Annotated in this window: 28 protein-coding genes; 16 read left to right on the top strand and 12 right to left on the bottom strand. The window is 73.8% G+C overall.

Going from position 1 to position 25,748, the window contains the following annotated elements; genetic code table 11:
• The first annotated feature begins 4 nt into the window (after positions 1-4).
• From ASG49_RS14500 to ASG49_RS14485, 4 genes are all read left to right on the top strand, one after another.
• Entirely contained in the window at positions 5-1,096 is a 1,092-nt protein-coding gene (locus ASG49_RS14500; protein WP_056543032.1) for an inositol-3-phosphate synthase, read from the top strand.
• A gap of 144 nt (positions 1,097-1,240) precedes the next feature.
• Positions 1,241-2,155, top strand: a complete 915-nt coding sequence (locus ASG49_RS14495) for a hypothetical protein (protein ID WP_056543031.1) — start codon at positions 1,241-1,243, stop codon at positions 2,153-2,155.
• Positions 2,152-2,988 (top strand): hypothetical protein, encoded by an 837-nt coding sequence (locus ASG49_RS14490; RefSeq protein WP_056543029.1) that lies wholly within the window; start codon positions 2,152-2,154, stop codon positions 2,986-2,988. The genes ASG49_RS14495 and ASG49_RS14490 overlap by 4 nt, the downstream gene beginning before the upstream one ends.
• Positions 2,985-3,383 (top strand): GntR family transcriptional regulator, encoded by a 399-nt coding sequence (locus ASG49_RS14485; RefSeq protein WP_056543027.1) that lies wholly within the window; start codon positions 2,985-2,987, stop codon positions 3,381-3,383. Before ASG49_RS14490 ends, ASG49_RS14485 begins: the two co-directional genes overlap by 4 nt.
• On the opposite strand, the gene ASG49_RS14480 is transcribed toward ASG49_RS14485, so the two are convergent.
• Positions 3,361-3,828, bottom strand: a complete 468-nt coding sequence (locus ASG49_RS14480) for an SRPBCC family protein (protein ID WP_235562100.1) — start codon at positions 3,826-3,828, stop codon at positions 3,361-3,363. The two genes, ASG49_RS14485 and ASG49_RS14480, sit on opposite strands and share 23 nt — an antisense overlap.
• Positions 3,829-3,998: 170 nt before the next feature.
• Between ASG49_RS14480 and ASG49_RS14475 the strand changes: the two genes are divergently transcribed.
• A complete protein-coding gene (locus ASG49_RS14475; RefSeq protein WP_056543025.1) occupies positions 3,999-4,709 on the top strand; it encodes a GAF and ANTAR domain-containing protein in 711 nt (236 codons plus the stop codon).
• Positions 4,710-4,716: 7 nt separating this feature from the next.
• On the opposite strand, the gene ASG49_RS14470 is transcribed toward ASG49_RS14475, so the two are convergent.
• Entirely contained in the window at positions 4,717-6,153 is a 1,437-nt protein-coding gene (locus ASG49_RS14470) for a CCA tRNA nucleotidyltransferase (protein ID WP_056543022.1), read from the bottom strand.
• A 51-nt stretch (positions 6,154-6,204) separates the two neighbouring features.
• On the opposite strand from ASG49_RS14470, the gene ASG49_RS14465 reads away from it, so the two are divergent.
• The 10 genes from ASG49_RS14465 (at position 6,205) to ASG49_RS14420 (ending at position 17,362) form a co-directional block, all read left to right on the top strand.
• A complete protein-coding gene (locus tag ASG49_RS14465; RefSeq protein WP_156384355.1) occupies positions 6,205-8,328 on the top strand; it encodes a DUF6049 family protein in 2,124 nt (707 codons plus the stop codon).
• Positions 8,325-10,037 (top strand): murein biosynthesis integral membrane protein MurJ, encoded by a 1,713-nt coding sequence (gene murJ / locus ASG49_RS14460; RefSeq protein ID WP_235562099.1) that lies wholly within the window; start codon positions 8,325-8,327, stop codon positions 10,035-10,037. Before ASG49_RS14465 ends, murJ begins: the two co-directional genes overlap by 4 nt.
• Positions 10,038-10,103: 66 nt before the next feature.
• Positions 10,104-12,038 (top strand): protein kinase family protein, encoded by a 1,935-nt coding sequence (locus ASG49_RS14455; protein WP_056543018.1) that lies wholly within the window; start codon positions 10,104-10,106, stop codon positions 12,036-12,038.
• A 7-nt stretch (positions 12,039-12,045) separates the two neighbouring features.
• Complete coding sequence (sigM, locus tag ASG49_RS14450) at positions 12,046-12,705, top strand: RNA polymerase sigma factor SigM (RefSeq protein ID WP_156384354.1); 660 nt, start codon at positions 12,046-12,048, stop codon at positions 12,703-12,705.
• Complete coding sequence (locus tag ASG49_RS18700; RefSeq protein WP_156384353.1) at positions 12,702-13,394, top strand: hypothetical protein; 693 nt, start codon at positions 12,702-12,704, stop codon at positions 13,392-13,394. The genes sigM and ASG49_RS18700 overlap by 4 nt, the downstream gene beginning before the upstream one ends.
• Positions 13,395-13,410: 16 nt before the next feature.
• Positions 13,411-14,226, top strand: coding sequence for a transglutaminase family protein (locus tag ASG49_RS14440; RefSeq protein WP_056543014.1), 816 nt, complete (start codon positions 13,411-13,413; stop codon positions 14,224-14,226).
• A gap of 85 nt (positions 14,227-14,311) precedes the next feature.
• The gene (gene trxB, locus ASG49_RS14435; RefSeq protein WP_235562098.1) at positions 14,312-15,298 is read left to right on the top strand and encodes a thioredoxin-disulfide reductase; all 987 of its coding nucleotides are present in this window, start codon (positions 14,312-14,314) and stop codon (positions 15,296-15,298) included.
• An 88-nt stretch (positions 15,299-15,386) separates the two neighbouring features.
• The gene (gene trxA / locus ASG49_RS14430; RefSeq protein WP_056543009.1) at positions 15,387-15,710 is read left to right on the top strand and encodes a thioredoxin; all 324 of its coding nucleotides are present in this window, start codon (positions 15,387-15,389) and stop codon (positions 15,708-15,710) included.
• A gap of 54 nt (positions 15,711-15,764) precedes the next feature.
• Positions 15,765-16,889 (top strand): N-acetylmuramoyl-L-alanine amidase, encoded by a 1,125-nt coding sequence (locus ASG49_RS14425; protein ID WP_156384352.1) that lies wholly within the window; start codon positions 15,765-15,767, stop codon positions 16,887-16,889.
• Positions 16,889-17,362 carry an SRPBCC family protein gene (locus ASG49_RS14420; RefSeq protein WP_056543008.1) on the top strand — a complete coding sequence of 158 codons (474 nt, stop codon included), beginning with the start codon at positions 16,889-16,891 and terminating at the stop codon, positions 17,360-17,362. The genes ASG49_RS14425 and ASG49_RS14420 overlap by 1 nt, the downstream gene beginning before the upstream one ends.
• Here the strand turns inward: ASG49_RS14420 and ASG49_RS14415 are convergent.
• Together ASG49_RS14415 and ASG49_RS14410 are read right to left on the bottom strand one after the other, a co-directional pair.
• Positions 17,275-18,009: a GNAT family N-acetyltransferase gene (locus tag ASG49_RS14415; protein WP_056543005.1), complete on the bottom strand. Its 735-nt coding sequence runs from the start codon at positions 18,007-18,009 to the stop codon at positions 17,275-17,277. The genes ASG49_RS14420 and ASG49_RS14415 overlap by 88 nt on opposite strands.
• 20 nt (positions 18,010-18,029) lie before the next feature.
• A complete protein-coding gene (locus ASG49_RS14410; RefSeq protein ID WP_056543003.1) occupies positions 18,030-19,247 on the bottom strand; it encodes a pyridoxal phosphate-dependent aminotransferase in 1,218 nt (405 codons plus the stop codon).
• A gap of 54 nt (positions 19,248-19,301) precedes the next feature.
• On the opposite strand from ASG49_RS14410, the gene ASG49_RS14405 reads away from it, so the two are divergent.
• Positions 19,302-20,063: a 1-acyl-sn-glycerol-3-phosphate acyltransferase gene (locus ASG49_RS14405; RefSeq protein ID WP_056543001.1), complete on the top strand. Its 762-nt coding sequence runs from the start codon at positions 19,302-19,304 to the stop codon at positions 20,061-20,063.
• A 529-nt stretch (positions 20,064-20,592) separates the two neighbouring features.
• Here ASG49_RS14405 and ASG49_RS14400 read toward each other — a convergent pair.
• The 8 genes from ASG49_RS14400 to rpmH all read right to left on the bottom strand — a co-directional run bounded on the left by ASG49_RS14400 (position 20,593) and on the right by rpmH (position 25,658).
• Complete coding sequence (locus ASG49_RS14400) at positions 20,593-21,597, bottom strand: ParB/RepB/Spo0J family partition protein (protein ID WP_056542999.1); 1,005 nt, start codon at positions 21,595-21,597, stop codon at positions 20,593-20,595.
• The gene (locus tag ASG49_RS14395) at positions 21,594-22,532 is read right to left on the bottom strand and encodes a ParA family protein (RefSeq protein WP_304437960.1); all 939 of its coding nucleotides are present in this window, start codon (positions 22,530-22,532) and stop codon (positions 21,594-21,596) included. Before ASG49_RS14395 ends, ASG49_RS14400 begins: the two co-directional genes overlap by 4 nt.
• A gap of 115 nt (positions 22,533-22,647) precedes the next feature.
• Positions 22,648-23,241, bottom strand: a complete 594-nt coding sequence (gene rsmG / locus ASG49_RS14390; RefSeq protein ID WP_056542995.1) for a 16S rRNA (guanine(527)-N(7))-methyltransferase RsmG — start codon at positions 23,239-23,241, stop codon at positions 22,648-22,650.
• Positions 23,242-23,336: 95 nt separating this feature from the next.
• A complete protein-coding gene (locus ASG49_RS14385; RefSeq protein ID WP_056543180.1) occupies positions 23,337-23,807 on the bottom strand; it encodes a R3H domain-containing nucleic acid-binding protein in 471 nt (156 codons plus the stop codon).
• Between the two features lie 65 nt (positions 23,808-23,872).
• Positions 23,873-24,892, bottom strand: coding sequence for a membrane protein insertase YidC (gene yidC, locus ASG49_RS14380; RefSeq protein ID WP_235562097.1), 1,020 nt, complete (start codon positions 24,890-24,892; stop codon positions 23,873-23,875).
• A gap of 14 nt (positions 24,893-24,906) precedes the next feature.
• Positions 24,907-25,128, bottom strand: coding sequence for a membrane protein insertion efficiency factor YidD (gene yidD / locus ASG49_RS14375; RefSeq protein WP_056542994.1), 222 nt, complete (start codon positions 25,126-25,128; stop codon positions 24,907-24,909).
• Positions 25,125-25,502 (bottom strand): ribonuclease P protein component, encoded by a 378-nt coding sequence (gene rnpA / locus ASG49_RS14370; RefSeq protein ID WP_056542992.1) that lies wholly within the window; start codon positions 25,500-25,502, stop codon positions 25,125-25,127. Before rnpA ends, yidD begins: the two co-directional genes overlap by 4 nt.
• Positions 25,503-25,520: 18 nt before the next feature.
• Positions 25,521-25,658: a 50S ribosomal protein L34 gene (gene rpmH, locus ASG49_RS14365; RefSeq protein ID WP_056542990.1), complete on the bottom strand. Its 138-nt coding sequence runs from the start codon at positions 25,656-25,658 to the stop codon at positions 25,521-25,523.
• Positions 25,659-25,748 lie beyond the last annotated feature (90 nt).

Below are 25,748 nucleotides of genomic sequence, written 5' to 3'. Positions count from 1 at the left end.
ACCCATGGGATCGGTCCGTGTCGCCATCGCAGGAGTCGGCAACTGCGCCAGCTCCCTCGTCCAGGGCGTGGAGTACTACAAGGACGCCGACCCGTCGGGCGTCGTCCCCGGCCTGATGCACGTGACGTTCGGCGAGTACCACGTCGCCGACGTCGAGTTCGTCGCCGCCTTCGACGTCGACGACAAGAAGGTGGGCAAGGACCTCTCCGAGGCCATCAACGCCTCCGAGAACAACACCATCAAGATCGCCGACGTGCCGACCCTCGGCATCGAGGTCCAGCGCGGCCCGACGCTGGACGGCCTCGGCAAGTACTACCGCCAGACCATCGAGGAGTCCGGCGCCGACGCCGTCGACGTCGTGGCCGCCCTGCGCGAGTCCGGCGCGGACGTGCTCGTCTCCTACCTGCCCGTGGGCTCGGAGGAGGCCGACAAGTTCTACGCCCAGTGCGCCATCGACGCGGGCGTGGCCTTCGTCAACGCGCTCCCCGTCTTCATCGCCTCCGACCCCGAGTGGGCCAAGAAGTTCGAGGACGCCGGCGTCCCGATCATCGGCGACGACATCAAGAGCCAGGTCGGCGCGACCATCACCCACCGCGTGATGGCCAAGCTGTTCGAGGACCGCGGCGTGGCGCTGGACCGCACCTACCAGCTCAACGTCGGCGGCAACATGGACTTCAAGAACATGCTCGAGCGCGAGCGCCTGGAGTCCAAGAAGGTCTCCAAGACCCAGGCCGTGACCTCCAACCTGACCGGCGAGCTGGCCGACAAGATCGACAGCCGCAACGTCCACATCGGCCCGTCCGACTACGTCGCCTGGCTCGACGACCGCAAGTGGGCCTACGTCCGCCTCGAGGGTCGCGCCTTCGGCGACGTGCCGCTCAACCTGGAGTACAAGCTCGAGGTCTGGGACTCCCCCAACTCCGCGGGCATCATCATCGACGCGATCCGCGCCGCCAAGATCGCCAAGGACCGCGGCATCGGCGGCCCGCTGCTCTCCGCGTCGTCCTACCTGATGAAGAGCCCCCCGGTGCAGCGTCCCGACGAGGAGGGCCGCAAGTCCGTCGAGGCGTTCATCGCCGGCGAGGTCGAGCGCTAGCCCGACGCACCGCACGACCGCACGACACCCCCACCGGCCCGGCCGGGTGGGGGTGTCGTCGTTTGTGCTGACCTCTTGACACAAAGCCCCATCAGCCCCACTCTTGTGCCACACACCTGGCACAAGACCCGTCGGAGGTACACCGTGGGCATCGGACTCCTCGAGCTGCTGGTCCTGCTCCTGCTCCCGACGCTCCTCGTCGTCGCCGTGGCCGCCGTCGTCGTGGTCACCCGGGGCCGCCGGGTGCCGGGCACCCGCGAGTCCCGCCTGGTCGCGCTGACCCGCTGGGGAGGCCTGCTGGCGGGCCTGGTGGTGGCGAGCCGGGTGGTGCAGTCGGGCGCCTACTTCTCCGGGGCCATGCTCGCCCCCGCCGCAGCCGGGCTCGGCCTGCTCGTGGGCGTCGCCGCCGGCGAGACGCTGGTGCGGCCCCGTCGCCCGGCCGGTCCCCGGGCGGCCTCGCTGCGCCCGCGCCGGGTCCGCGACTACGCGCCGCGCCACCTGGGCCCGGCGGTGGCGGTGCAGACCCTGCTCCTGGTCGCGCTGCTCGCCCTGACCACGCTCACCGCGAGCACCGACCCCTACACCGACACCGTGCGGGCGCTGACCTGCACCGGACCCGGCGTCTCGAGCTCCCGCACGCCCTACCCGGGGTCGTTCTACAGCGGTCCGCTCGCCCTCGCCCTGCTCGCGGTCCTCGCCGTGGCCGCGCTCGCCGCACGCCAGGTGGTGCACCGGCCGCGCGGACGAGGACCCGCCGAGGACGACGACGCGCTGCGGCGACGGTCGCTGGGCGTGGTGGTGGCCGCCACGGGCATCGCGGTGGCCGCGTCGTACGGCGGCATCGCGCTCAGCGCCGGCATCGCGCTGCACGGGCTGGGTGGTGCCACCCCCGGCTGCGCCCCGGCCTGGATGCAGCCGGTCGGCCTCGTGATCGGCTGGTCGGTGCTGCCCTCGCTGGTGCTGCTCCTGGCGTGCGTGGTCTCGCTCGTCGGCGACCGCGCCCGGCTGCCGGTCGCGGCGTACCCGCCCGGCCCCCCGGCCCCGGTGGACGCACCGTGAACCGCCCCGGCCTCCTCGGCCGGATCGCGAGCAGCGCCCGGCCGCGGCCGGTCGTCGACGCACCGGCCGCGATCCGGGAGGCCCGTCTGGTCGGGGCGACCCGGGTGGCCGGGGTCGCCGTCGGCCTGCTCGCGGCGGCAGCGGTGGGGCAGGGCGGCAGCCTCGGCGCCGGGTCGATGCTGGCTCCCACCGTCCTCGGCACCTGCGTCCTGCTCGCGGTCATCGCGGGGGAGACGCTCGTGCGTCCCCGACGGGAGCCGGGGGTCCGCTCGGCGTCGCTCGCCGTGCGGCGGGTGCGCGACCACCTGCCCCGGACCTGGTTGCCCGTCGCCGTCGTCGCGGTGCTGACCGCGGGACTGCTGGTGCTGACCACGGTGACGGCCGGACCCGACCCGACGGACGGGTCCACCCGGTCGCTGCGGTGCGAGCAGGGTGCCTACGTCTCGAGCGTGAGCCCCTACCCCGGCGCTTACTACGCGGTGCCGCTGGCCCTCGCGCTGGTCGCCGTGCTGGCCGTCGCCGCCCTGGCGGCACGCCAGGTCGTGGTGCGACCGCGCGGTCGAGCCGACGCCGGTGGCGACGACACCCTGCGCCGGCGCTCGCTGCGCGTCGTGGTCGCGGCGACCGGTGTCACCCTGGGCCTGTCCTACGTCGGGGTCGCGAGCCCCACCGCCGTCGCCCTCCGCACCCTCGGGAAGGGCCTCGAGGTCAGCTGCGCACCGGGCTGGGCGGACCCGGTGGCCGCCGTGCTCGGGCTCAGTGTCCCCGTCGTCATGGGCCTGGTGATCGTGTGCGGGTTCGTGGTGCTCAGCCCCGGGACCCCTCGCCGATGAACGGTGCGAGCCTCCAGGTGGACCCCGACGACCCGACACCGCCCTACGAGCAGCTGCGCCGGCAGGTGCGCGACCTCATCGGGGGCGGGGTGCTGCGCGCCGGCGACCGGTTGCCGCCGCTGCGCCAGCTCGCCGGCGACCTGGGGCTGGCCGTGGGCACGGTGGCGCGGGCCTACCGCGAGCTGGAGGCCGAGGGGCTGCTGACCTCGCGGCGCGGCGGGGGGACGCGCGTCAGCGACGGCGCCCGCCCGCTGCCCGCGACCGAGCTGCTGCGGCGTCTGGACGGCCTCGCGGCCGGGTTCGTGGCCCAGGCCCGCGCCGGCGGGGCCGGCGACGAAGACGTGCTCCACGCGGTCCGAGCGGCGCTGGGTCTCAGCGCTCCGCGTCGGCCTTGATCCTGGACAGCGTCTGCGCCATCCCGCGCTGCAGCTCGACGGTGAAGTCGTCGACGCCGCCGAGCACCCGGTCGGTCAGCCTCACCGAGAGGTCGGAGATGCCCTGGGGGGCCTCACGTCGCTGGGTCAGGCGGGTGCCACCAGCCGCGGTGGGCTCGAGGTCGAAGGACCAGACGGTCCAGTTCTCCTTGATCCGGAACGCCACCCGCTTCTCCGGGACGAGGTCGACGACCTGGCCCTGGGTCGGCCACACCAGCAGGCCGCGCCGGTTGAGGTTGATCATCTTGGCGCCCACCTTCATCTCGCCGCCGCGCAGGAAGGTCTTGGCGCACTGCGGGCTCCAGCGCGGCATGTGGCGCAAGTCGGAGACCAGCGCCCAGACCTGCGCGGGCGGGGCGTCGATCTCGGTCGAGGCCTCGAGGGGGGCGACGTCGGTCAGCGGCACGGGATGGCTCCTGGGGTCGGCTGGGCGGGTCTCGGACTGTAACGGCAGATGTCACTCCGGGTTACCCGATGGTGAGGCAGCGCACGTGCACGACGACCGGTGGCCTTGCTAGGTTCCTTGCCGCGGTCCAGCCCCGGCCGCGCCGCCCCTCGTGACTAGACAGGTCTCGCATGGGTCCTTCTCGCGACGCCACCCTCCTGACCGCGATCGCCGCCGAGCTGCAGGAGCACCCCACCGAGGACGCCACCGTCGCGGACGTCCTCGACCGCGCGGTCGCGCTGCTGCCGCCCGCCGACCACGCCAGCCTCACCGTGCGTCGGCGCCACGTCGGCTGGCACACCGTCGGCGCCACCTCGCCGCTGGCGCTGCGGGCCGACGAGCTGCAGTACGCCCTGGAGGAGGGCCCCTGTGTCGAGGCGTACGACGCGGCCGACCACCGCCACAGCGACCGGGTCGCCGACGACCCGCGCTGGCCCCGCTGGGGGCCGGCCGCCGACGACCTCGGGCTCCGCTCGGTGCTGAGCATCGGCCTGCAGGCCCGGGGCGAGCGGGTCGCCTCGCTCAACCTCTACGCCGCAGCGCCGGAGGGCTTCGGCGACCCGTCGGTGGTCGAGCTGGCACGGTTGTACGCCGTGCACGCGTCGTACGCCCTGCACTCGGCGCACCGACGGGCCGGCCTGGAGTCCGCGATCGGCTCGCGCCACGTCATCGGGGTGGCGCAGGGGATGCTGGTCGAGCGGTTCGGGCTGGACCTGGAGAGCTCCTTCGCGCTGCTGCAGCGGCTCTCCAGCACCCACAACCGCAAGCTGCGCGACATCTGCGAGGAGCTGGTGCGCACCGGCGACACGCCCGGCCTGGCCGCCGGCCCGGACGCGGACTAGCCGGGGACTAGCGCGCGGCGGCCCAGGCCCGGAGGGCGGCCACGGCCTCGGCCTCGGTCATCGGGCCGTGGTCGAGCCGCAGCTCCAGCAGGTGGCGGTAGGCCTCGCCGACCTCGCGACCGGGTCCGATGCCCAGCACCTCCATGATCTGGTTGCCGTCGAGGTCGGGCCGGACCGCGGCCTTGCCCTCCTCCTCGGCCAGGCGGGCGATCCGCTGCTCCAGGTCGTCGTAGGTGCGCCGCAGCCGCTCGGCCTTGCGCCGGTTGCGGGTGGTGCAGTCGGCGCGGGTCAGCACGTGCAGCCGCTCCAGCTGGTCGCCGGCATCGCGGACGTAGCGGCGTACGGCGGAGTCGGTCCACTCGCCGGAGCCGTAGCCGTGGAAGCGGAGGTGCTGCTCCACCAGCTGCGCCACGGCGTCGACCTGGTCACGGGAGAAGCGCAGCGCCTGCAGCCGCTTGCGGGTCAGCTTGGCGCCGACGACGTCGTGGTGGTGGAACGTGACCGTGCCGTCGTCGAGGAAGCGTCGGGTGCGTGGCTTGCCGACGTCGTGCATCAGCGCGGCGAGCCGCGAGACCAGGTCGGGGCCGTCACCGAGGCGCTCCTCGAGGTCGATCGCCTGCTCGAGCACGGTCAGGGTGTGCTCGTAGACGTCCTTGTGCCGGTGGTGCTCGTCGCGCTCGAGCGCCAGGGCCGGCAGCTCGGGCAGCACGTGGTCGGCCAGCCCCGTCTCGACGAGCAGCCGCAGCCCGCGCACCGGGTCGGGGGAGAGCAGCAGCTTGACCAGCTCGTCGCGGACCCGCTCGGCCGAGACGATGGTGATCCGCTCGGCCATGTCGGTCATCGCGGCGACCACGGCCGCGTCGACGGAGAAGCCGAGCTGGGCCGAGAACCGCGCGGCGCGCATCATCCGCAGCGGGTCGTCGGAGAACGACGACTCGGGCGTGCCCGGGGTGCGCAGCCGCTTCTCGGCCAGGTCGACCACCCCGCCGAAGGGGTCCTCGAGCTGCTCGCCCGGCAGCGACAGGGCCATCGCGTTGACGGTGAAGTCGCGCCGCTCGAGGTCGGCGACCAGCGAGTCGCCGTACTGCACGGCCGGCTTGCGGCTCTGCGCGTCGTACGCCTCGGAGCGGTACGTCGTGATCTCGACCTGCCACTCGCCCTTGCGGCAGCCGATCGTCCCGAAGGCCCGGCCGATGTCCCAGACGGCGTCGGCCCACCCCTTGACCAGCCGCTCGGTCTGGGCCGGGGTGGCCGAGGTGGTGAAGTCGAGGTCCTGCTGCAGCCGCCCCAGCATGGCGTCGCGCACCGGCCCACCGACCAGGGCGATCTCGTGGCCCGCGTCGGCGAAGCGGCGGCCGAGCTCGTCGGTCACCGGCGCCAGTCGCCGCAGCTCGCGCACCGTGCGCGCCTGGACGTCGCTGATCAGCAGGGGCTCCTCGGACACGAGGGACGAGTCTAGGGGGCGCGGGCCGGGCCGATCGGTAGCATCCCCCGGGTGCGAACCGCCAGCTCGACGACCCGCGTGCTGGCGGCGGTGGCACTCCTGGTGGCCCCGCTGGTCGGGGTCGCGCTCGCGGGCACGGCCGACCCGGCCGCGGCCGTCGAGGAGCCCGAGGCGACCCCGCTCACGGTGCGGCTGGACTCCATGACCCCCGCGGTGCTGCCGCGGCGCGGCAGCATCACCCTCCAGGGCAGCGTGACCAACGACTCCGAGGAGGACTGGGACGACGTCAACGTCACGCCGTTCTCCTCCACCACCCCGATCACGACCCGCGAGGACCTCGCGCTGGCCTCCCAGACCCCCGAGCAGACCGCCGTGGGCGAGCGGCTCGACGTCTTCGAGCCCATCGGCGCGCTCGCGCCCGGGGAGACGGCCGACTTCACGGTGTCCGTGCCGGTCGAGGAGCTGCCCATCTCCGGGGACCCCGGGGCCTACTGGATCGGCGTGCACGCCCTGGGCACCGACGTCGCCGGTCGCGACGCCGTCGCCGACGGGCGGGCCCGCACCTTCGTCCCGCTGCTGACCCCGCCCCAGGCCCGCACCGCGTCGGTGCCCGTCTCGCTCGTGCTCCCGCTGCGGCAGGCCGCCCGGCGCGCGGCCGACGGCAGCCTCGACGACCCGCAGCTGTGGGTCGACCTCAGCGCGGAGGAGGGGCGGCTGTCCCGGCTCGCCGACTTCGCCGGGACCGCCGGCTCCCGGCCCCTCACCTGGCTGGCCGACCCGGCGGTGCTCGACGCGCTCTCCGACCTCGGCGACGGCAACCCGCCGCTGTCGCTCGAGGCCCGGCCCGACCCGGGCGCCGACCCGTCCCCCGCCGGGTCCGCCGCACCCTCCGGCGGGAGCGACGCCGCCGGGGTCCCCGACGCCGCGGCGTCCGAGCGTGCCCGGACGCTGGTCGAGCGGCTGCGCGAGGAGCTGGACTCCCGCGACCTCCTCACCCTCCCGTACGCCGACCCGGACGCCGCCGCCCTGGCCCGTCGCCGACCGCCGCTGCTCGCCCGGGCGGCCGCGCTGGCCGAGCGACGTGCGGCCGCCCGCGACCTGACGGGCCGCGCCGTGGTCGCCCCGCCCAGCGGGTTCTTCGACCCCGACCTGGTCGACGCGCTGCCCGACGACCAGGGCCTGCTGCTCGGCGACCAGGGCGAGCTGGGGCTGCCGCCCGCCTCGACGCTCGACGGCCGCCGGCTGACGCTGTCCGACGCCCGCACCTCCTCCGGCGGGCCCGCGCCCGTCCCCGGCAGCGACCCGCTGGCGCTGCGGCAGCGCGTCCTGGCCGAGGCGGCCACGCAGGTCGTCGCCGGCGAGGAGGTGCGGCCGCTGGTGGTGACCCTGCCCCCGCGGTGGGACCCCGGTGCGGCCTGGCGGGACGCCGACTTCTTCGACGGCCTCGACACCGACTGGGTGCGATTCGCCGCGCTGCCGTCGGGCGGACCGGCGTACGACGGGGAGCTGCCCTACCCGCGCTCGCAGGAGGTCGCGGAGGTCGACACCGACAACCTCCGCTCGGCCGTGGAGCTGGCCGGCGTCGGCCGCACCCTCGGCGACCTGCTGACCGGCGAGGACGACGTGGCCGACGACCTGCTGGGCGCCTCGCTCCAGGCGGTCTCCTACAGCGCCCGCCGGTTGCCGCGCCTCAACGTCGAGCGCGCCGACGCCCTGGCCGCGGCGGCCCGCGGCGAGCTGGGACGCGTCCGGGTGACCGGCACCGAGCTGGTCTCGCTGTCCAGCGGCTCGGGCGACGTCACCGTCACGGTCGTCAACGACCTCGACCAGCCGGTCACCGTCGGCCTGCGGGTGGAGACCGACGGTGAGGTCGCCATCGACACCGGCGAGGCCGTCCAGCTCGGTCCCGGCCAGCGCTCGACCGCGCGGTTGCCGGTGCGCAGCTCCGACGGCGTCCACGAGGTGACGATGCAGCCGGTCACCAGCGACGGCGCGCCCGTCGGCGAGCCGTTCACGTTCAGCCTGCGCACAAGCGAGGTGGGCCGCGTCGTGTGGGTCGTCATCGCCGCCGGCGGCGCGCTGCTCGCCGTGATGATCGTCCGCCGCGTCGTGCTCCGGCTGCGCCACCGCAGCTGGCGCGAGCGACCGACCGACCCCGCGGAGGACCTGCTGTGAGCACTCCCGCCGAGCAGTCCGACGACCGGGCACGGCCCGCGCCGCGCCACACCGCGGCCGCGATCCTCTCCTCCAGCGCGGTGATGGCCGCCGGCACGGTGGTCTCGCGGCTGAGCGGGCTGGTGCGGGGCATCCTGCTCGCCGCCGCGCTCGGCGTCGGCCTGCACGCCGACGTGTTCAACATCGCCAACACCGTGCCCAACATGCTCTACATCCTGCTGGCCGGCGGCGTGGTCAACGCCGTGCTGGTGCCGCAGCTGGTCCGGGCGATGAAGAACGACCCCGACGGGGGCGACGCCTACACCAACCGCATCATGACGCTGGCCGCGCTGTTCCTCGGCGTGGTCACCGTGCTGCTCGTGGTGGCGGCGCCGCTGCTGATGCGGCTCTTCCTCGACGACCGCTTCTACGACCCCGACCGGCAGGCCCAGCTGGACTCCGTGGTCGCCTTCGCCCGCTACTGCCTGCCCCAGGTGTTCTTCTACGGCATGTTCGTGCTGGTCGGGCAGGTGCTCAACGCCCGCGGCCGGTTCGGCCCGATGATGTGGGCCCCGATCGCCAACAACGTCATCGCGGTGGGGGTGCTGGTCGTCTACCTGCTGCTGCACGGCGGCGCCCGCGGCCCCGAGCTCGCGGGCGGCTTCACCCCCGGCCAGGAGCTGCTGCTCGGCGTGGGGTCCACCGCGGGCATCGTGGTCCAGCTGCTGGTGCTGGTGCCCTACCTGCGCTCGGCGGGCTTCCGGTTCCGGCCGCGGTTCGACTTCCGTGGCTCGGGCCTGGGTCACACCCTGCGGCTGGGCCTGTGGACGGTGCTGTTCGTGATCGTCAACCAGGTCGCCTACACCGTCGTGGTGCGGCTGGCCAGCAGCGGCACCGTGGCCTCGGGCCCGGGCGCGCCGGGCGGGGGCACCGGCTACACCGTCTACTCCAACTCCTTCGTGCTCACGATGGTCCCCCACTCGATCATCACCGTCTCCCTGGCCACCGCGGTGCTGCCGCTGCTCTCCCAGCACGCCAGCGACGGCGACGTGGCCGCGATCGGCCGCCAGGTCTCGCGCACGCTCCGCTCGGCGCTGGCCCTCGTCGTCCCGGTCGCCGTGCTGTACGCCGTGATGGCGCTCGACCTCGCCCAGGTGATCTGGGGGTACGGCGCCGCCAGCCGCGACTACGCCAGCTTCGCGCCCACGCTGGCGCTGTTCGGCATCGGCCTGGTGCTCTTCACCGCCCACTACCTCGCGCTGCGCGGCTTCTACGCCCTGGAGCAGACCCGCCGGGTGTTCTGGATCCAGTGCGTCGTGGCCGGCGTCAACATCGTGGCCGCCCTGCTGCTGGTGCGCGGCGCGCCCGCGGCCGAGACCGCACCCCGGCTGGTGGTCGCCTACGCCTGCGCCTACGCGGCCGGCGTCGTGGTGTCCTACGCCGTGCTCGCGCGCACCGTGGGCGACCTCGCGGGTCGTCAGGTGCTCCGGTTCCTGGTGCGGCTGGCCCTCGCCGTCGGGCTCGCCGGGCTGCTGGCCCTGGGCGTCCGGGAGGGTCTCGACGCGTTGCTGCCCCGGGGCGGGCCGCTGCTGGCGCTGCTCCCGCTGGCGGTCGTCGGGACGGCGTACCTCGCCTGCTACCTCGCCCTGGCCCGGCTGCTGCGGATCGGGGAGGTCAACGACGTCATGGCGCTCGTGCTGCGCCGTCTCCGACCCGGGAGACGCGCCTGAGGGAACCCCGCGGGTCCTACGATGGGCAGCGGCGCACCCAGACCCGTCCGCCGCGAGAGGAGTGTCGTGACCACCGGAAGCCACGGCGCCGGCACCCTCCTCGCGGGCCGCTACCGCTTCGAGGACCTGCTCACCGAGCACGCCGGGGCGCACTTCTGGCGGGCGACCGACACCGTCCTGGCCCGGTCGGTGGCCATCCACGCGGTGCCGAGCGAGGACCCCCGTGCCCGCTCCCTCATGGAGGCCGCCCGGCTCTCGGCCACCGTCAACGACTCCCACCTGCTGCGGGTGCTCGACGCCGACGACGACGGCGAGCTGGCCTGGGTGGTCAACGAGTGGGGCGCCGGGCTCTCGCTCGACCTGATGCTGCAGCGCGGCGTGCTCGCCCCCGAGCGGGCCGCGTGGCTGACCCGCGAGGTCGCCGAGGCCGTCGCCGCGGGCCACCGCCAGGGCGTCGCCCACGGCCGGCTCAACCCCGAGGCCGTGCTCGTCACGCACGCCGGGAGCGTCAAGCTCATCGGCTACGTCGTCGACGCCAGCCTGGATCCGCCCGTGACCGACGACCCCGTCTACGGCGCCCTCGACGAGCGCCGCGCCGACGTCATCAACCTCGGCGGACTGCTGTTCGCCTCGCTGACCGGGCGCTGGCCCGGCGTCGCCCCCTCCTCGGTGCCGGCCGCGCCGCGGGAGTCCCACCGCCCGCTGCGCCCCCGCCAGGTGCGGGCCGGCGTGCCCCGGGTCCTCGACGCCATCTGCGACCAGGTGCTGCAGCCCGAGGGCTCCCACCACGTCCACCTGACCACCGCCCACGAGGTCGCCGCCGCGCTGGCCGACTTCACCGGCGGCGTCGGCGCCGTCGAGCCGGTGGCCCTGGCCGCGATGCACGACGAGCCGACCGTGGCCGTCCCGGCCCCGAGCGCGACCGACGACGAGCCGACCCGGGCGGTGCCCGACCCGGAGGACCACCCGGAGAACGACCCCGACGACCCCGAGGCCACCCAGCTGTCCGCGGCCGTGCCCGACAGCCGCCCCGGCCCCGCGATGGAGCACACCGCCCTGCACCGCGAGCCGCTGGAGAGCCCCGACTCGCTGCGCCCGATGCAGGCACCCGACGTGGTGCCGCCCCCGCCGCCCTTCGAGGACTCCCCCGAGCGGCCGCTGTTCTCCACCACCGAGCGCCGCGTCCCGGCGGGCGCCGCGGCCGCGCTCGAGCCCACCGAGCGCTGGGACGCCGGCACGGGCTCGCACCAGACGGGCTCGCACCAGACGGGATCCCACCACACCGGCTCCCACCACACCGCCACCCACGGCGGCGGCGACGCCGGGCCCGAGAGCTGGCTGTTCACCGACACCGACCCGGCGCCGGCCCAGGGCAACGGCCACGAGGGTCGCGGCTGGCTGCGCACCGCCGTGGTGATCGGCGTGGTGCTGGTGACCCTGGTCGCCATGGCCGTCGCCTTCACCCTGGGTCGCCAGGACGGCAGCGTGCTCAGCGGCCTGACCGGGGGCGACGACGACCCGACCCAGGCCTCGCAGACCCCGAGCCAGCGGCTCGAGGTGGCCTCGGTCGAGGACTTCGACCCCGAGGGCGACCCGTCCGACGAGAATCCCGAGGAGGCCCCCGCCGCGATCGACGGGGACCCCGCCACCGCGTGGACCACCGTGACCTACCGCAACCGCCCCGACCTCGGCGGCCTCAAGGACGGCGTCGGGCTGATGCTCGACCTCGGCGAGGACCGCGAGGTCGGCTCGGTCGTCGTCCGGTTCGCCACCAGCCCCACCTCCTTCTCGGTGTACGCCGCACCCCGCGGCGCCACCTCGTTCCCCACCGCCGTCTCCGACATGGAGGAGGTCGCCACCCGTGACGCCGCCCCCGCCCGGGCGGCCGTGCGGCTCGACTCCCGGCCCACCACCCGCTACCTGCTGGTGTGGCTGACCGAGCTGCCGCCCGCCGACGGCGGCTACCAGGGCGCGATCTCCGAGATCGCGGTCCGGTCGTGAGCCGGGGGTGAACGGCCCCGCCGCCGACCCGGCCCCCGACCCCGCGGCGAGGGACGACCGGGCGCTGCTGCGCGCCCACGTCGACGGCGACCCGACCGCCTTCGCCGAGCTCGTCGGACGCCACCGCGACCGGCTGTGGGCGGTCGCGCTGCGGACCACCGGCCACCGCGAGGAGGCGGCCGACGCCCTCCAGGACGCGCTGGTGGCCGCCCACCGCAAGGCGGCGACCTACCGGGGCGAGGCGGCCGTCACCACCTGGCTGCACCGCATCGTCGTCAACGCCTGCCTCGACCGGATCCGCCGCTCCCGGGTCCGGGCCGCCGACCCGCTGCCCGACGACCTGGGCGAGCGGCCGCCGCCGGGAGCCGCCCGCCACGACCCGGTGCCCGGCCCCGAGGAGGTCGTGCTGGCCCACGAGACCCGCGACCGGGTGCTCGCGGCGCTGGCCACGCTGCCGCCCGAGCAGCGGGCGTGCCTGGTGCTGGTCGACATGGAGGGCCGCCCCCTGGCCGAGGTGGCCGAGATCCTCGAGGTGCCGGTCGGCACCGTGAAGAGCCGGTGCGCCCGCGGCCGCGCCCGGCTCGCCGCCCTGCTGGGCGAGGACCGCCCGCCCGGAACCCCGCCGTCCCCGCCCGCGTCCCACCACCGAGGAGGTGACCCCCGATGACCGGCCCCGACAAGCCCGACGACGAGCACGACGATCAGCACGACCCCGCCGAGCAGGACCGCGTCCGGGCCCTGCTCGCCGACCTCGGCAGCGGCGGCTCCCACCCGCCGGGCCCCGTGCCCGACGACGTCGCCGCCCGCCTCGACGCCACCCTGGCCGCCCTCGGCGCCCCGTCGCGCACCGAGGTCCCCGCCCGACTCACGAGCCGACCCACCAGCCGACCCACCAGCAGCCGAGCCGCCACCCGTCGGCGCCGCCGCGACCTTCTCGTCGCCGCGGCCGTGGTCGTCGTGCTCGGCGCGGGGGGCGTCGCCGCGGCCACCCTCGTCCGTGGCCAGGACGCGGGGACCAGCAGCAGCGCCGGGTCGAGCGCCGACGCCGGCGGGACCAGCGAGGAGGCGGCAGCCGCGGTGCCCGCGCTGACCCGTGACGGCTTCAGCGGCCAGGCGGCCGCCGCGCTGCAGGCCCCGGTCGCGGCCCAGGAGGACGACAGCACCGCCCGCTCGACCCTGCGCGCCGGCTGCGCGCCCCCGCCCGGTCGCGGCACGCTGCGCTCGGTCACCCTCGACGGCGAGCCCGCGGTGCTGGTCGGGCGCCCCGCCCGCGACGGCCGGCGGGTGGTGGAGGCGTGGAGCTGCGACGCCTCGCGGGTGCTCGCCCGCACCCGGGTCGCCACACCCCCCTCCTGACCGGAACACTGGGGGCATGAGCCAGCCCGCGCCCCCGCGTCGCCACGTCCGCAGCCGCGTCGAGCTCGAGGTGCGCGAGGAGGCCCAGCTGGTGTGGTCGGTGGCCGTCGCCGCCGGCCCCGAGCTCGCCGAGGAGACGCTCACCGTCACCGTCGACGACCAGCCCGTCGAGGTCGTGGAGCACGAGGTCGCCGACGGCGGCCGGCTCCACGTCTGCACCGCGCCCGTCGGCCGCCTGGTGATGTCGTACGACGCCCTGGTCACCGGCCGCGCCGAGCCCGCGACCGTCGACCCGGTGGACGACATCGTCTACCGCCGCCCCAGCCGCTACGCCGAGTCCGACGAGCTCGGCCCCACCGCCTGGGCGCAGTTCGCGCAGCTGGACGGCAAGGCCCTGCTCGACGCCGTCAGCTCCTGGGTCGGCACCCAGCTCTACTACGTCAGCGGCTCCAGCCGACCCACCGACGGCGCCACCCAGACGCTGCTGGCCCGCCAGGGCGTGTGCCGCGACTTCGCCCACCTCGTCATCGCCATGCTGCGGGCCCGCAACGTGCCTGCCCGCCTGGTCTCGGTCTACGCGCCGGGCCTGTCGCCCATGGACTTCCACGCGGTGGTCGAGGCCGCGATCGACGGCCGGTGGCGCGTCGTGGATGCCACCACGCTGGCGCCCCGACCCACCCTCGTCCGCATCGCCACCGGCCGCGACGCCTCCGACACCGCGTTCCTCACCACGCAGTCCGGGCGCACCGACCTGGTCTCGATGAAGGTCGAGGCCACGGCCGAGCCGGCGCTGCCCGACGACGACCTCACGCACCTCGTCAGCCTCACCTGACGCGCACGCCCGCGCTCCGGAACAAGCCCTGCCTAGGATGCGTTCTCATCCCCGACGCATCCTCGAACCCCTCTGGAGCAGTGCAGTGAGCGAGACCAGCGAGACCCGCAACGTGATCATCGTCGGGTCCGGCCCGGCCGGTTACACCGCCGCGACGTACGCCGCGCGCGCCAACCTGGCCCCCCTCGTCTTCGAGGGCTCGGTCACCGCCGGCGGGGCGCTGATGAACACCACCGAGGTCGAGAACTTCCCCGGCTTCCGCGACGGCATCCAGGGCCCGCAGCTGATGGACGAGATGCGCGCCCAGGCCGAGCGCTTCGGCGCCGAGCTGGTCGCCGACGACGTCATCGAGCTCGACCTGACCGGCGAGACCAAGATCGTCCGCACCGAGGAGGGCACCTTCACCGCCCGCGCGGTGATCCTGGCCACCGGCTCGGGCTACCGCAAGCTCGGCATCCCCGACGAGGACCGGCTCTCGGGCCACGGCGTCTCGTGGTGCGCGACCTGCGACGGCTTCTTCTTCCGCGAGCAGCACATCGCCGTGGTCGGCGGTGGCGACTCCGCGATCGAGGAGGCGACCTTCCTCTCGCGCTTCGGCTCCAAGGTCACCCTGATCCACCGTCGCGGCGAGCTGCGCGCGTCCAAGATCATGCAGGAGCGGGCCTTCGCCGACCCCAAGATCGAGTTCGCCTGGAACTCCGAGGTCAGCGCCATCCACGGCGAGGACAAGGTCACCGGCGTGACGCTGCGCGACACCGAGACCGGCGAGGAGCGCCACCTCGACGCCACCGGGCTGTTCGTCGCCATCGGCCACGACCCCCGCTCGGAGCTGCTGCACGGCCAGGTCCGGCTCGACGACGAGGGCTACGTGCTCGTCGACGCCCCCGGCACCAAGACCAACGTCTCCGGCGTCTTCGCCTGCGGCGACCTGGTCGACCACGTCTACCGCCAGGCCATCACCGCCGCCGGCACCGGCTGCGCGGCCGCGCTCGACGCCGAGCGCTTCCTGGCCGACCTCGACTTCGCCGAGATCACCTCGGCCGGCGCCGCCACCGTCGGCGCGGGCCTCTGACCCGAACGGTCCCGGAAGAAATCCACCCCCCGCGGGGTTGGGACACCACACCCGCACACCACGAGTCTTCTCGATGAATGGAGCACCCATGTCCAACCTGAACGCCGTCACCGACGACACCTTCGAGGCCGAGGTCCTGAAGAGCGACAAGCCCGTGCTCGTCGACTTCTGGGCGGAGTGGTGCGGTCCGTGCCGCCAGGTGGGCCCGATCCTCGACGAGCTCAACGCCGAGCACGGCGAGAAGGTCACCTTCGTCAAGCTCAACGTCGACGAGAACCCCGTGACCCCCTCGACCTACCGCGTCACCGGCATCCCGACCCTCAACGTCTACAAGAACGGCGAGGTCGTGAAGCAGATCGTGGGCGCCCGCCCCAAGTCGGCGCTGCTCAAGGAGCTCGCGGACTTCATCTGATCCGCAGCACCCGCCTCACCGACTCCCCCGGACGCTGCCACTACAGTCGTCCGGGTGGAGACGACCTTGCGGCCCGGTGACGCCGGTCCCGCCGTCTCCCAGGTCATCAGCCTGCTCACCGGGCTGGGACTGCTGGAGGCGCCGGACGGCGTCGCCGGGCCCTCGTCGTACGACGACCGGGTCGAGCTCGCGGTCCGCGCCTTCCAGCAGCAGCGCGGCCTGACCGTCGACGGACGCGTCGGACCCTCCACCTTCCGCCGCCTCGACGAGGCGCGCTGGCGGCTCGGCGACCGGATCCTGACCCACCGGCCCGGCAACCTGGTCGCGGGCGACGACGTCTACGCGCTGCAGAGCCGGCTGCTCGACCTCGGCTTCACCGTGGGCCGGCTCGACGGCTACTTCGGCACCGAGACCGAGGCCGGCGTGCGCGAGTTCCAGCGCAACTTCGGCATCCCGCCCGACGGCACCTGCGGCCCGGCCACCCTCAAGGCCCTGGCCCGGCTGCGGCCGCTGGTCAGCGGCGGTGCCCCCAACGCGATGCGCGCCGAGGAGTGGATCCGCGAGTCCGGTCCCCACCTCGGCGGCAAGACCGTCGTGGTCGACGTGACCTCGGGCGAGCCGATCCTGCACGACCTCGCCGCCCGCATCGAGGGCCGGCTGGTCGCGATCGGCGTCCAGGCCTACCTCACCACCCCGCGCTGGGCGGCGCACCCGCGCGACGAGGCCGAGCGCGCGGCGTTCGCCAACCGGGCCGGTGCCGACCTGGTGGTCTCGCTGGCGCTGGACTCCTCGGACAACCCGGACGCGTGCGGCGTCGCGGCGTACTTCTTCGGCGACGCCGACCCGCAGACCTGGTCCTCGGCCGGGGAGCGCCTGGCCGGCCTGGTGCAGCGCGAGGTCGTCGCCCGCACCGGCGCCGTCGACCTGCGCTGCCACCCCAAGACCTGGGACCTGCTGCGCCGCACCCGGATGCCCGCGGTGCACCTCGACGCGGGCTACCGCACCCACGCCGGCGACCTGGCCCGGCTGGAGGACCCCGCCCACCGCGACGTGCTGGCCGCGGCGGTGGTGGTGGCGGTGCAGCGGTTCTACCTCTCCCCCGACGTCGACGCCGCGACCGGCGTGCTCGACGTGCGCGAGCTGCGCGACAGCTTCGAGCAGGGCGCGGGTCGGGCCTGATGCCCCAGGTGACCGCCGAGGCGTGGGTGCCGGTGCCGCCCGAGCTGGCCTTCGCCGTCAGCCAGACCACCGGTGAGGTCCGGCTGCGCTGGGACCCCTTCATCCGCCACCAGCACCTCGTCGGCGCCGACCGCCCGGCCAAGGGCGTCGAGACGGTGACCAAGGCGCGCGTGGGGCCGACGATGGTCAGCCGCTACGTGTCCTACCGCCCGCCGACGTCGGTCGGCATGACGATGGTGCGCGGCCCGTGGTTCTTCGCCTCCTTCGGCGGCGGTTGGCGGTTCGTGCCCGAGACCCGCCACGGCGTGGCCGGCACCCGGGCGGTGTGGAAGTACACCTACGCCGTCCAGCCCGAGGTGCTGCGGCCCGTCGCCGAGCCGATCGGTCAGTGGCTCCTGGGCCGCGAGATCCGGGCCCGCATCGCGGCCTTCGCCCGCGCGTGCGAGGACCCGGTCGTCCTCGACGCCGTCTGAGGCTGCGAGCCGACGGGCCCGAGCAGTCGCTCGAGGCCCTTCTCGAGCTCCTCGCGCAGGCTCAGCGTGGTGCGCAGGTCCATCCGCATCCGCGGGTGCAGCGCGTGCGCGCGCTGCGTGGAGAACCCCACGGCCAACCAGAACGCCGTCGGCACCAGGCAGTCGTGCCCGTCACCCCGGTCGGCGCCCCGGTCGCCGCCGTGGCTGCTGCTGTCGCCGAAGGTCTCCACCGCGCGCACCGCCGAGCGCCCGCCCGAGCCCAGCCGCCCGCGCACCAGGTCCTTGGCCACGCCCTGCACGAGCATCCGGCCCAGCCCGCCGCCGCGGTGGGCGGGGTCGACGTGCAGCTCGGTCAGCACCACCGCGTCGCTGCTGACGGGCGCGGTGGCGAACCCCGCGGTGCCCGGGACGTACGCCGGCGGCGCCCACAGCACGTGACCGACCACCTCGCCGTCGACCAGCACCACCCGTCCGCACGAGCCCCACTCGCGGAGCACGGTCGTCACCCAGGCCGCCTTCTCCTCGGCCTCGTGCCCCCGGGCCGCGCGGCGGCGTACGGGATCGAGCTCCCACGCCAGGCAGGTGCCCGACCCGCCGGGGAGCAGCGGCAGGTGGTCGAGGGTGAGGCGCTCGGTCTTGCGGCCCATGGGGCCACCCTAGGCCGGGCTCAGGCCCGCTGGGTGGCCAGGAACTCCGAGATCCGGCCGATCGCCTCGGTGAGGGTGTCGAGGTCGGGCAGCGTCACCAGCCGGAAGTGGTCGGGGGCGAACCAGTTGAAGCCGGTGCCGTGGGTGACCAGGATCTTCTTGGCGCGCAGCAGGTCGATCACGAACTGCTCGTCGTCGACGATCGGGTAGACCTCGGGGTCGAGACGGGGGAAGCAGTACAGCGCCCCCCGTGGCTCCACGCAGCTGACGCCCTCGATCTCGTTGAGCAGTCGCGACGCAGTCTTGGACTGCTCGTAGAAGCGGCCGCCGGGGCCGATGTACTCGTTGATCGACTGGTAGCCGCCCAGCGCCGTCTGGATGGCGTGCTGTGCCGGCACGTTGGCGCACATGCGCATGTTGGCCAGCAGCGTCAGGCCCTCCAGGAAGCTCTCGGCCACGTGCTTGGGGCCCGAGATCATCACCCAGCCGGCGCGGTAGCCGCAGACCCGGTAGGCCTTGGAGAGCCCCGAGAAGGTCAGGCAGAGCACGTCGTCACCGGCGTACGCCGCGGTGTGGTGGTGGACCGCGTCGTCGAAGAGGATCTTCTCGTAGATCTCGTCGGAGAAGACGACGAGCTGGTGGCGCCGGGCGATGTCGACGAGTCCCTTGACGGTCTCCTCGCTGTAGACCGCCCCCGTCGGGTTGTTGGGGTTGATGATCACCAGCGCCTGCGTGTTCTCGGTGATCTTGGCCTCGATGTCGGCCAGGTCGGGGTCCCAGCCGTTCTCCTCGTCGCAGCGGTAGTGGACCGGCGTGCCCCCGCACAGCGAGACCGCGCCCGTCCACAGCGGGTAGTCCGGCGCCGGCACCAGCACCTCGTTGCCGTCGTCGAGGAAGGCCTGGAGCACCAGCGAGATCAGCTCGGAGACGCCGTTGCCGATGAAGACGTCGTCGACGCCGGTCTCGCGCAGGCCCCGGGACTGGTAGTACTGCGAGACGGCCGTGCGGGCGGAGTAGATGCCGCGCGAGTCGGAGTAGCCCTGGGCCTCGGGCAGGTTGTGCACCATGTCGGCCACGATCGCCTCGGGGGCCTCGAAGCCGAACGGGGCCGGGTTGCCGATGTTGAGCTTGAGGATCTTGTGACCCTCGGCCTCGAGGCGCTGGGCCTCCACCAGGATGGGTCCGCGTACGTCGTACCGGACGTGCTGCAGCTTTCGGCTCTGGACGATCGGGCGCATGACCGGAGTCTCGCAGGTCGCCCGCCCGGATCCGACGCGTGGCACGATGCCCCGGTGCGCGACCTCACCTACCCGCCCATCGTCCTCACCGCCAAGACCCTGTTCCGGGTGCTCGGCCTGTCGTTCCAGATGGAGGGCACGCACCACGTCCCGCGCACCGGGGGCGCGCTACTGGCCTTCAACCACGTCGGCTACATCGACTTCGTGCTGGGCGGGCTGGCGGCGCAGGACTCCGGCCGGCTGGTGCGGTTCATGGCCAAGAAGGAGGTCTTCGACCACCCCCTCGGCGGCCCGGTGATGCGCTCGATGCACCACATCCCCGTCGACCGCGGCGACGGCGCCGGATCGCTGGAGGAGGCGCTGCGCTACCTCGAGGCGGGCGAGGTCGTCGGGATCTTCCCGGAGGCGACCATCTCGCGCTCCTTCGAGGTCAAGGAGCTCAAGACCGGCGCGGCTCGGATCGCGGCCGAGGCCGGCGTACCGCTCGTCCCAGTGGCGCTGTGGGGCACCCAGCGTCTGATGACCAAGGACCACCCGCGCGACTTCTCCCGCGGCAAGACCATCGGCATCCGGGTGGGCGAGCCGATGCACCCCACCGGCACCGACCCCGCCGCCGACACCCTCGAGCTGCACGCACGGCTCTCGCGTCTGGTCGGCGAGGCCGTCGACGCCTACCCCGCCGCCGAGCAGCCCCCGGGCTCGTGGTGGCTCCCCGCCTCGCGCGGCGGCTCCGCCCCCACGCCGGAGGAGGCGCTGCGTCTCGAGGCCGAGGAGAAGGCGGCTCGCGCGGCTCGGAAGGCGGCGCGGGAGGCGTGATGTTTCACGGGGAACCGGCGACATGTCACTTCAGAGATTGACCGACTCGTCGCTTTGTCGACATGTCGTTCTGGGAGCGGCGATCTGAGCGAGGCTGGGTGGCTGCGGGTGAGCGGCTCTCGTGGTTCCGCCGCTGTCGAGGGGCCGTACGTCATCAGGATCGTGGCCTCCAGACCACACTTCGCATGACGTCCCGCCCCTGGGGAGGTGGGACGTCATACGCCGCGGTCGCCGGGACCGCCACCACGCATGACGGACCCCCGGGCGTCATACGGACCGGTCGTCCCAGCGACCACCTCGTATGACGCACCGGCCGGTCAACGACTCGGGAGGCGTACGTCATCACGATCGTGGCCTCCAGGCCACACTTGCGATGACGTCCCGCTCACGGGCGGGTCGGACGTCATACGCCGCGGTCGCTGAGACAGCCACCAGGCATGACGGACCCGCGGACGTCATACGGACCGGTCGTCCTAGCGACCACCTCGTATGACGCACGGGCGGTCGACGACTCGGAGGGGCCGACGGCTCAGATGGGGCGGTCGTCCCGGTTGCGTGGGTCGATGACCGAGACGATGCGCTCGAGGTCGGCCAGGGAGGCGAACTCGATGGTGATCCGACCCTTGGAGCGACCCAGCGCCACCTTGACGCGGGTCTCGAGACGGTCGCCGAGGCGGTCGCCGAGCTCGCTGAGACCGGGGGCCGACGGACGCGATGGGCGCACCGTGGGTGAGGAGTCGTCGGAGCCGTGGTCGCCGACCGCGACGATCTCCTCCAGACCGCGGACCGAGATGCCCTCGGCGACGACCCGGCCGGCGAGCCGGTCCTGGACGCCAGCGTCGGTGACGCCGAGCAGGGCGCGGGCGTGGCCGGCGCTGAGCACGCCGGCGCCGACGCGGCGCTGCACCGCGGGCGAGAGGTTGAGCAGCCGCAGCGTGTTGCTGACCTGCGGGCGGCTGCGACCCAGGCGCGTGGCCAGCTCGTCATGGGTGCAGCCGAAGTCGTCGAGCAGCTGGCGGTACGCCGCAGCCTCCTCGAGCGGGTTGAGCTGCGAGCGGTGGAGGTTCTCCAGCAGCGCGTCGCGCAGCAGGTCGTCGTCCTCGGTCTGCCGCACGATTGCCGGGATGGTGGCGTGGCCGGCCTCGCGGGTGGCACGCCAGCGGCGCTCCCCCATGATCAGCTCGTACGACGCGTCGCCGGTGCGGCGCACGACGACGGGCTGGAGCAGCCCGACCTCGCTGACCGAGTGCACCAGCTCGGCCATCGCCTCCTCCTCGAAGACCTGGCGGGGCTGGCGCGGGTTGGGCACGATCGCGTCGACGTCGATCTCGGCGAAGTAGGCCCCAGCCGGCGTGGTGACCTCCTCAGCCGCCTGACCTGCGGTCTCGACGATCGGATCACCGGGGACCGAGGAGTCGCTGACCGACTCGGTCGCCTCGACGGGGGGAGCCGGCGCCGCCTCCGGGGGTGCCGTGGGGATCAGCGAGCCGAGACCGCGCCCCAGTCCGCGGCGTACGGGCTGGTGACCGCTCATCGGGCTCCTCCGGTGGGTGCGCCGCGCAGCGCGACCTCGCGCGCGGCCTCGAGGTAGGACAAGGCACCCGGGGAGCCGGGGTCGTAGGCCATCACGCTCTGGCCGTAGCTCGGCGCCTCCGAGACACGGACCGAGCGCGGGATCGCCGTGCGCAGCACCTGGTCGCCGAAGTGCTCGCGCACCTCCGAGGCGACGCCGGCGGCCAGGTTGGTGCGCGCGTCGAACATCGTCAGCAGGATGGTGCTCACCACGAGCCGGTCGTTGAGGTGGGCGCGCACCATCTCGACGGTCTCGAGCAGCTGGCCGAGGCCCTCGAGGGCGTAGTACTCCGCCTGGATCGGGATCAGCATCTCGGCCCCGGCGACGAGCGCGTTCAGGGTCAGCAGTCCCAGCGAGGGCGGGCAGTCGACCAGCACGTAGTCGTAGCGGTCCTCACCGTCACCGTCGACGAGCGGGTGGGCGGCGAGCGCCTGGCGGAGTCGCTGCTCGCGGGCCGGCAGGCTGACCAGCTCGATCTCGGCACCCGCGAGGTCGATGGTCGCCGGGACGACGTAGAGACCAGGGATCTCGTGGTGGGCCTGCACCACGTCGGCGAGCGGCACCTCGTCCACCAGCACGTCGTACGACGACGCGACACCGCGGTGGTGCTCGACCGACATCGCGGTCGACGCGTTGCCCTGCGGGTCGAGGTCGATGAGCAGCACGCGCAGGCCGTGCTGGGCCAGCGCCACCCCCAGGTTCACCGTCGTCGTGGTCTTGCCGACGCCGCCCTTCTGGTTCGCCACCACCATCACCCGCGTCGAGCCCGGGCGCGGCATGGGATCGCCGTACCGACGGCCCTGTCGCACCAGCATCTGGCGCTCGATCGCCCGCGCCATCGGCGTGGACTCGTCGAAGCGCGGCCGGTCGGCCGCGAGGTCCCCGGCTGTCCGCACGGAGGGTGTCATGTCACTCCCTGTTTCACGTGAAACTGGCTGTGCCTGTGGATAAGTAGGCCGGCCCTGTGGACGCTCACGCTCAGCGCGTCCTCGCGACCGGTGGATAACCCTGTCATGCCGGCAACCGAGCCTCGACGACGGTCACCGGCGGGTCGAGCAGGTCGGCCCCCAGCCGGTGCACCTGGAACCGCCGGGCACCGAGCTTGCGCAGCCCCTTCTCCGCCTCGGCCAGCTCGGCGTCCGCCGACGAGCCCTTCATGGCCAGCATCGCCCCGCCGCGCTCGACCAACGGCAGTGACCACCGGCCCAGCCGGTCCAGCGGAGCCACGGCCCGGGAGGTCACGACGTCGAACCACATCTGGCCGTGCACCTCCTCTGCGCGTCCTCGGTGGACGGCCACGTTGTCGAGCTCCATTGTGGACGTCGCGAGCTCGAGAAACGTGGTGCGACGCAGCAGCGGCTCCAACAACGTGACGTGCACGTCGGGTCGACGCAGCGCGAGCACGAGACCGGGCAGCCCGGCGCCCGCCCCGATGTCGACCACGCGGGCACCCGGGGGCACGAGGTCGGCGAGCAGCGCACAGTTGAGCAGGTGGCGCTCCCAGAGGCGGGGCACCTCGCGCGGGCCGATCAGGCCGCGCACGGTCGCCTCTCCGGCCAGCAGGTCGGCGTACGTCTCGGCGAGCGGCAGCCGGGAACCGAACACCCCCCGCGCCAGCTCGGGCGCAGGGGGTGCAGTTTCACGTGAAACGGAGCCACGTGAACCGGGGCCACGTGAACCGGGGTCGCGTGGGTCGGGGCTCATGCCGGGGGAAGCACCACGACGTAGCGGCGCGGCTCGGCACCCTCGGACTCCGACTGCAGCCCGGCGTCGGCGACGACGTCGTGCACGACCTTGCGCTCGAACGGCGACATCGGCTCGAGCTCGGCCCGCTCGCCGGAGTCGCGCACCTGCGCCACCAGCTCGGCCGCGCGCTTCTCCAGCTCGGCACGACGGTCGGCCCGGTGGCCGCTGACGTCGAGCATCAGCCGGGAGCGCTCGCCGGTCTCACGGTAGACCGCCAGCCGGGTCAGCTCCTGCAGCGCCTCGAGCACCTCGCCGTCACGCCCCACCAGCTCGGGCAGCTCGGCCCCGACGATGGAGACGGTGGCGCGGTCGCCCTCGACGTCCATGTCGAGGTCGCCGTCGAGGTCGGCGATCTCGAGCAGCTCCTCGAGATAGTCAGCGGCGATCTCGCCCTCCTGCTCGAGGCGGGCACGCTTGCCCTGCACCGGCGCGTCGGTCGGCTCGGCCGCCTGCGCGTCGGGGGTCTGGATCTCTTCCTGGGCCTGGTCGGTCACGAGTTGTCTCCCTGGTCTGGCGTGGTCGGGTGGACGCGGGGCGCTCCGGGCTTGCTGCCGCCCTTCTTGCGCTGCGAGCGCGTCTGGTTGCGGGGCTGCTGCCGCGGCGGGGTGCGGGTCTGCTCGGTGGCGAGGGGGGTGGGCGACGCCGCGGCGTCGGGGGCCTCGGGGTCGGCGAGTCCCTTGCGGCGGCGCTTCTCGGCGTCGCGCTCCTGCTTGGCCCGGAACGCCTCGGTGTTGGGTGCCGGGTTGTTGCGGATCACGTAGAACTGCTGGCCCATCGTCCACAGGTTGGAGGTGGTCCAGTAGAAGAGGACGCCGATGGGGAAGGCGATGCCACCGACGGCGAAGACGAGCGGCAGCACGTAGAGCAGCAGCTTCTGCTGCTGGGCGTAGGGCCCGGTCAGCGCGTCGGCCGGCATGTTCTTGCTCATCAGCTGTCGCTGCGTGAGGAAGGTGGTGGCCGTCATGCCGAGCACCAGCACCGCCGCCAGCACGCGCACACCCACGTTGTCGGTGGTGAGGAAGGTGTCGGAGATCTTCGCGCCGAGGAACACGGCGTCGCCGAACTGCCGATTGAGCGTCTCGGTCATCAGGCCGCGCTCGACCGTCGGGTCCTTGGCCGCCTGGTCGATCAGCCGGAACAGCGCCAGGAAGACCGGCATCTGGATGATGAGCGGCAGGCAGGAGGAGAACGGGTTGGTCTTGGTCTCCCGGAACAGCTTCATCTGCTCCTGGGCGAACCGCTCCCGGTCGTGGCCGTACTTCTCGCGCAGCTCCTTGACCTTGGGCTGGAGCAGCTGCATGTTGCGGCTGGACTTGATCTGCTTGACGAACAGCGGGATCAGCAGCGCCCGGATGACCAGGGTCAGCCCGATGATGGAGAGCACCCAGGCCACGCCCGTGGTGTCCCCGAAGAGCCCGCCCCACAGCTTGTGCCAGCCGAGCAGGATGGCGCTGATGGCGAGGTACAGCGGCGTCATGATGAAGCCGCCGATGGACTTGAAGAATTCCACTCAGACTCCTCGAGTCATCGAGTTGGGGGAGGAACCGGGTCGTAGCCGCCCAGGGCCCACGGGTGGCAGCGCAGCAGCCGGCGTACGGCGAGCCAGCTGCCCCTCACACTGCCGTGCTGGGTCACGGCTTCCAAGGCGTACGCCGAGCAGGTGGGGTGGTAGCGGCAGACCTGACCGTAGAGCGGGCTGATCGCGTAGCGATACCCCCGCAGCAGCACGATCAGGACGTGCTTCACGCCGGTGGTCCCACCGGCGCCGGGTCGGTGCGGGGCAGGCAGCGCTGCAGGCCACGGTCGAGCTCGCGCCCCAGGTCGTCGTACGACGCCTCGGCCGCGGCGGGCAGCGCCCGCACGACCAGCAGCGAGTGGTCCGGCAACCAGTCGACCCGGTCGGCCACGAGGTGGCGCAACCGGCGCTTGACCAGGTTGCGGGTCACCGCGTTGCCGACGGCCTTGGAGACCACGAACCCCGCACGCGGGGTCGCGACCACCTCGCCGGAGTCGGGCACCAGCAGGTGCACGACGACGACGGGACCGCCGCTGCGGCGACCGCGACGGACCACCGCCCGGAACTGCTGGGGGGCGGTCAGGCGGTGGGACGAGGGCAGCACGCGAGCGCGGCCGACGCCTCAGGCGGCGAGGCGGCCGCGGCCCTTGCGCCGACGGGCCGACAGGATCGCCCGGCCGGCGCGGGTCCGCATGCGCAGACGGAAGCCGTGGGTCTTGTGCCGACGGCGGTTGTTGGGCTGGAACGTGCGCTTGCTCAACTTAACGTCACTCCACTCGAGGTGTTGCTGGACAGAAGTCTGGGGGACCAGGCGGACAGGCCGAAGCCATCGACACCCGGTCGACCGCCC

Origin of the sequence: Marmoricola sp. Leaf446 (assembly GCF_001424755.1) — a bacterium.
Classification (GTDB): domain Bacteria; phylum Actinomycetota; class Actinomycetes; order Propionibacteriales; family Nocardioidaceae; genus Marmoricola.
The sequence above is the reverse complement of the archived record's forward strand: the minus strand, read 5'-3'. Positions and strand labels throughout refer to the sequence as shown.

Coding starts and splice junctions, on each gene's coding strand:
- ASG49_RS14500 (WP_056543032.1), top strand. CDS start 5: ATGGGATCGGTCCGTGTCGCCATCGCAGGAGTCGGCAACTGCGCCAGC.
- ASG49_RS14485 (WP_056543027.1), top strand. CDS start 2,985: ATGAACGGTGCGAGCCTCCAGGTGGACCCCGACGACCCGACACCGCCC.
- ASG49_RS14475 (WP_056543025.1), top strand. CDS start 3,999: ATGGGTCCTTCTCGCGACGCCACCCTCCTGACCGCGATCGCCGCCGAG.
- ASG49_RS18700 (WP_156384353.1), top strand. CDS start 12,702: ATGACCGGCCCCGACAAGCCCGACGACGAGCACGACGATCAGCACGAC.
- ASG49_RS14440 (WP_056543014.1), top strand. CDS start 13,411: ATGAGCCAGCCCGCGCCCCCGCGTCGCCACGTCCGCAGCCGCGTCGAG.
- trxA (WP_056543009.1), top strand. CDS start 15,387: ATGTCCAACCTGAACGCCGTCACCGACGACACCTTCGAGGCCGAGGTC.
- ASG49_RS14420 (WP_056543008.1), top strand. CDS start 16,889: ATGCCCCAGGTGACCGCCGAGGCGTGGGTGCCGGTGCCGCCCGAGCTG.
- ASG49_RS14415 (WP_056543005.1), bottom strand. CDS start 18,009: ATGGGCCGCAAGACCGAGCGCCTCACCCTCGACCACCTGCCGCTGCTC.
- ASG49_RS14410 (WP_056543003.1), bottom strand. CDS start 19,247: ATGCGCCCGATCGTCCAGAGCCGAAAGCTGCAGCACGTCCGGTACGAC.
- ASG49_RS14400 (WP_056542999.1), bottom strand. CDS start 21,597: ATGAGCGGTCACCAGCCCGTACGCCGCGGACTGGGGCGCGGTCTCGGC.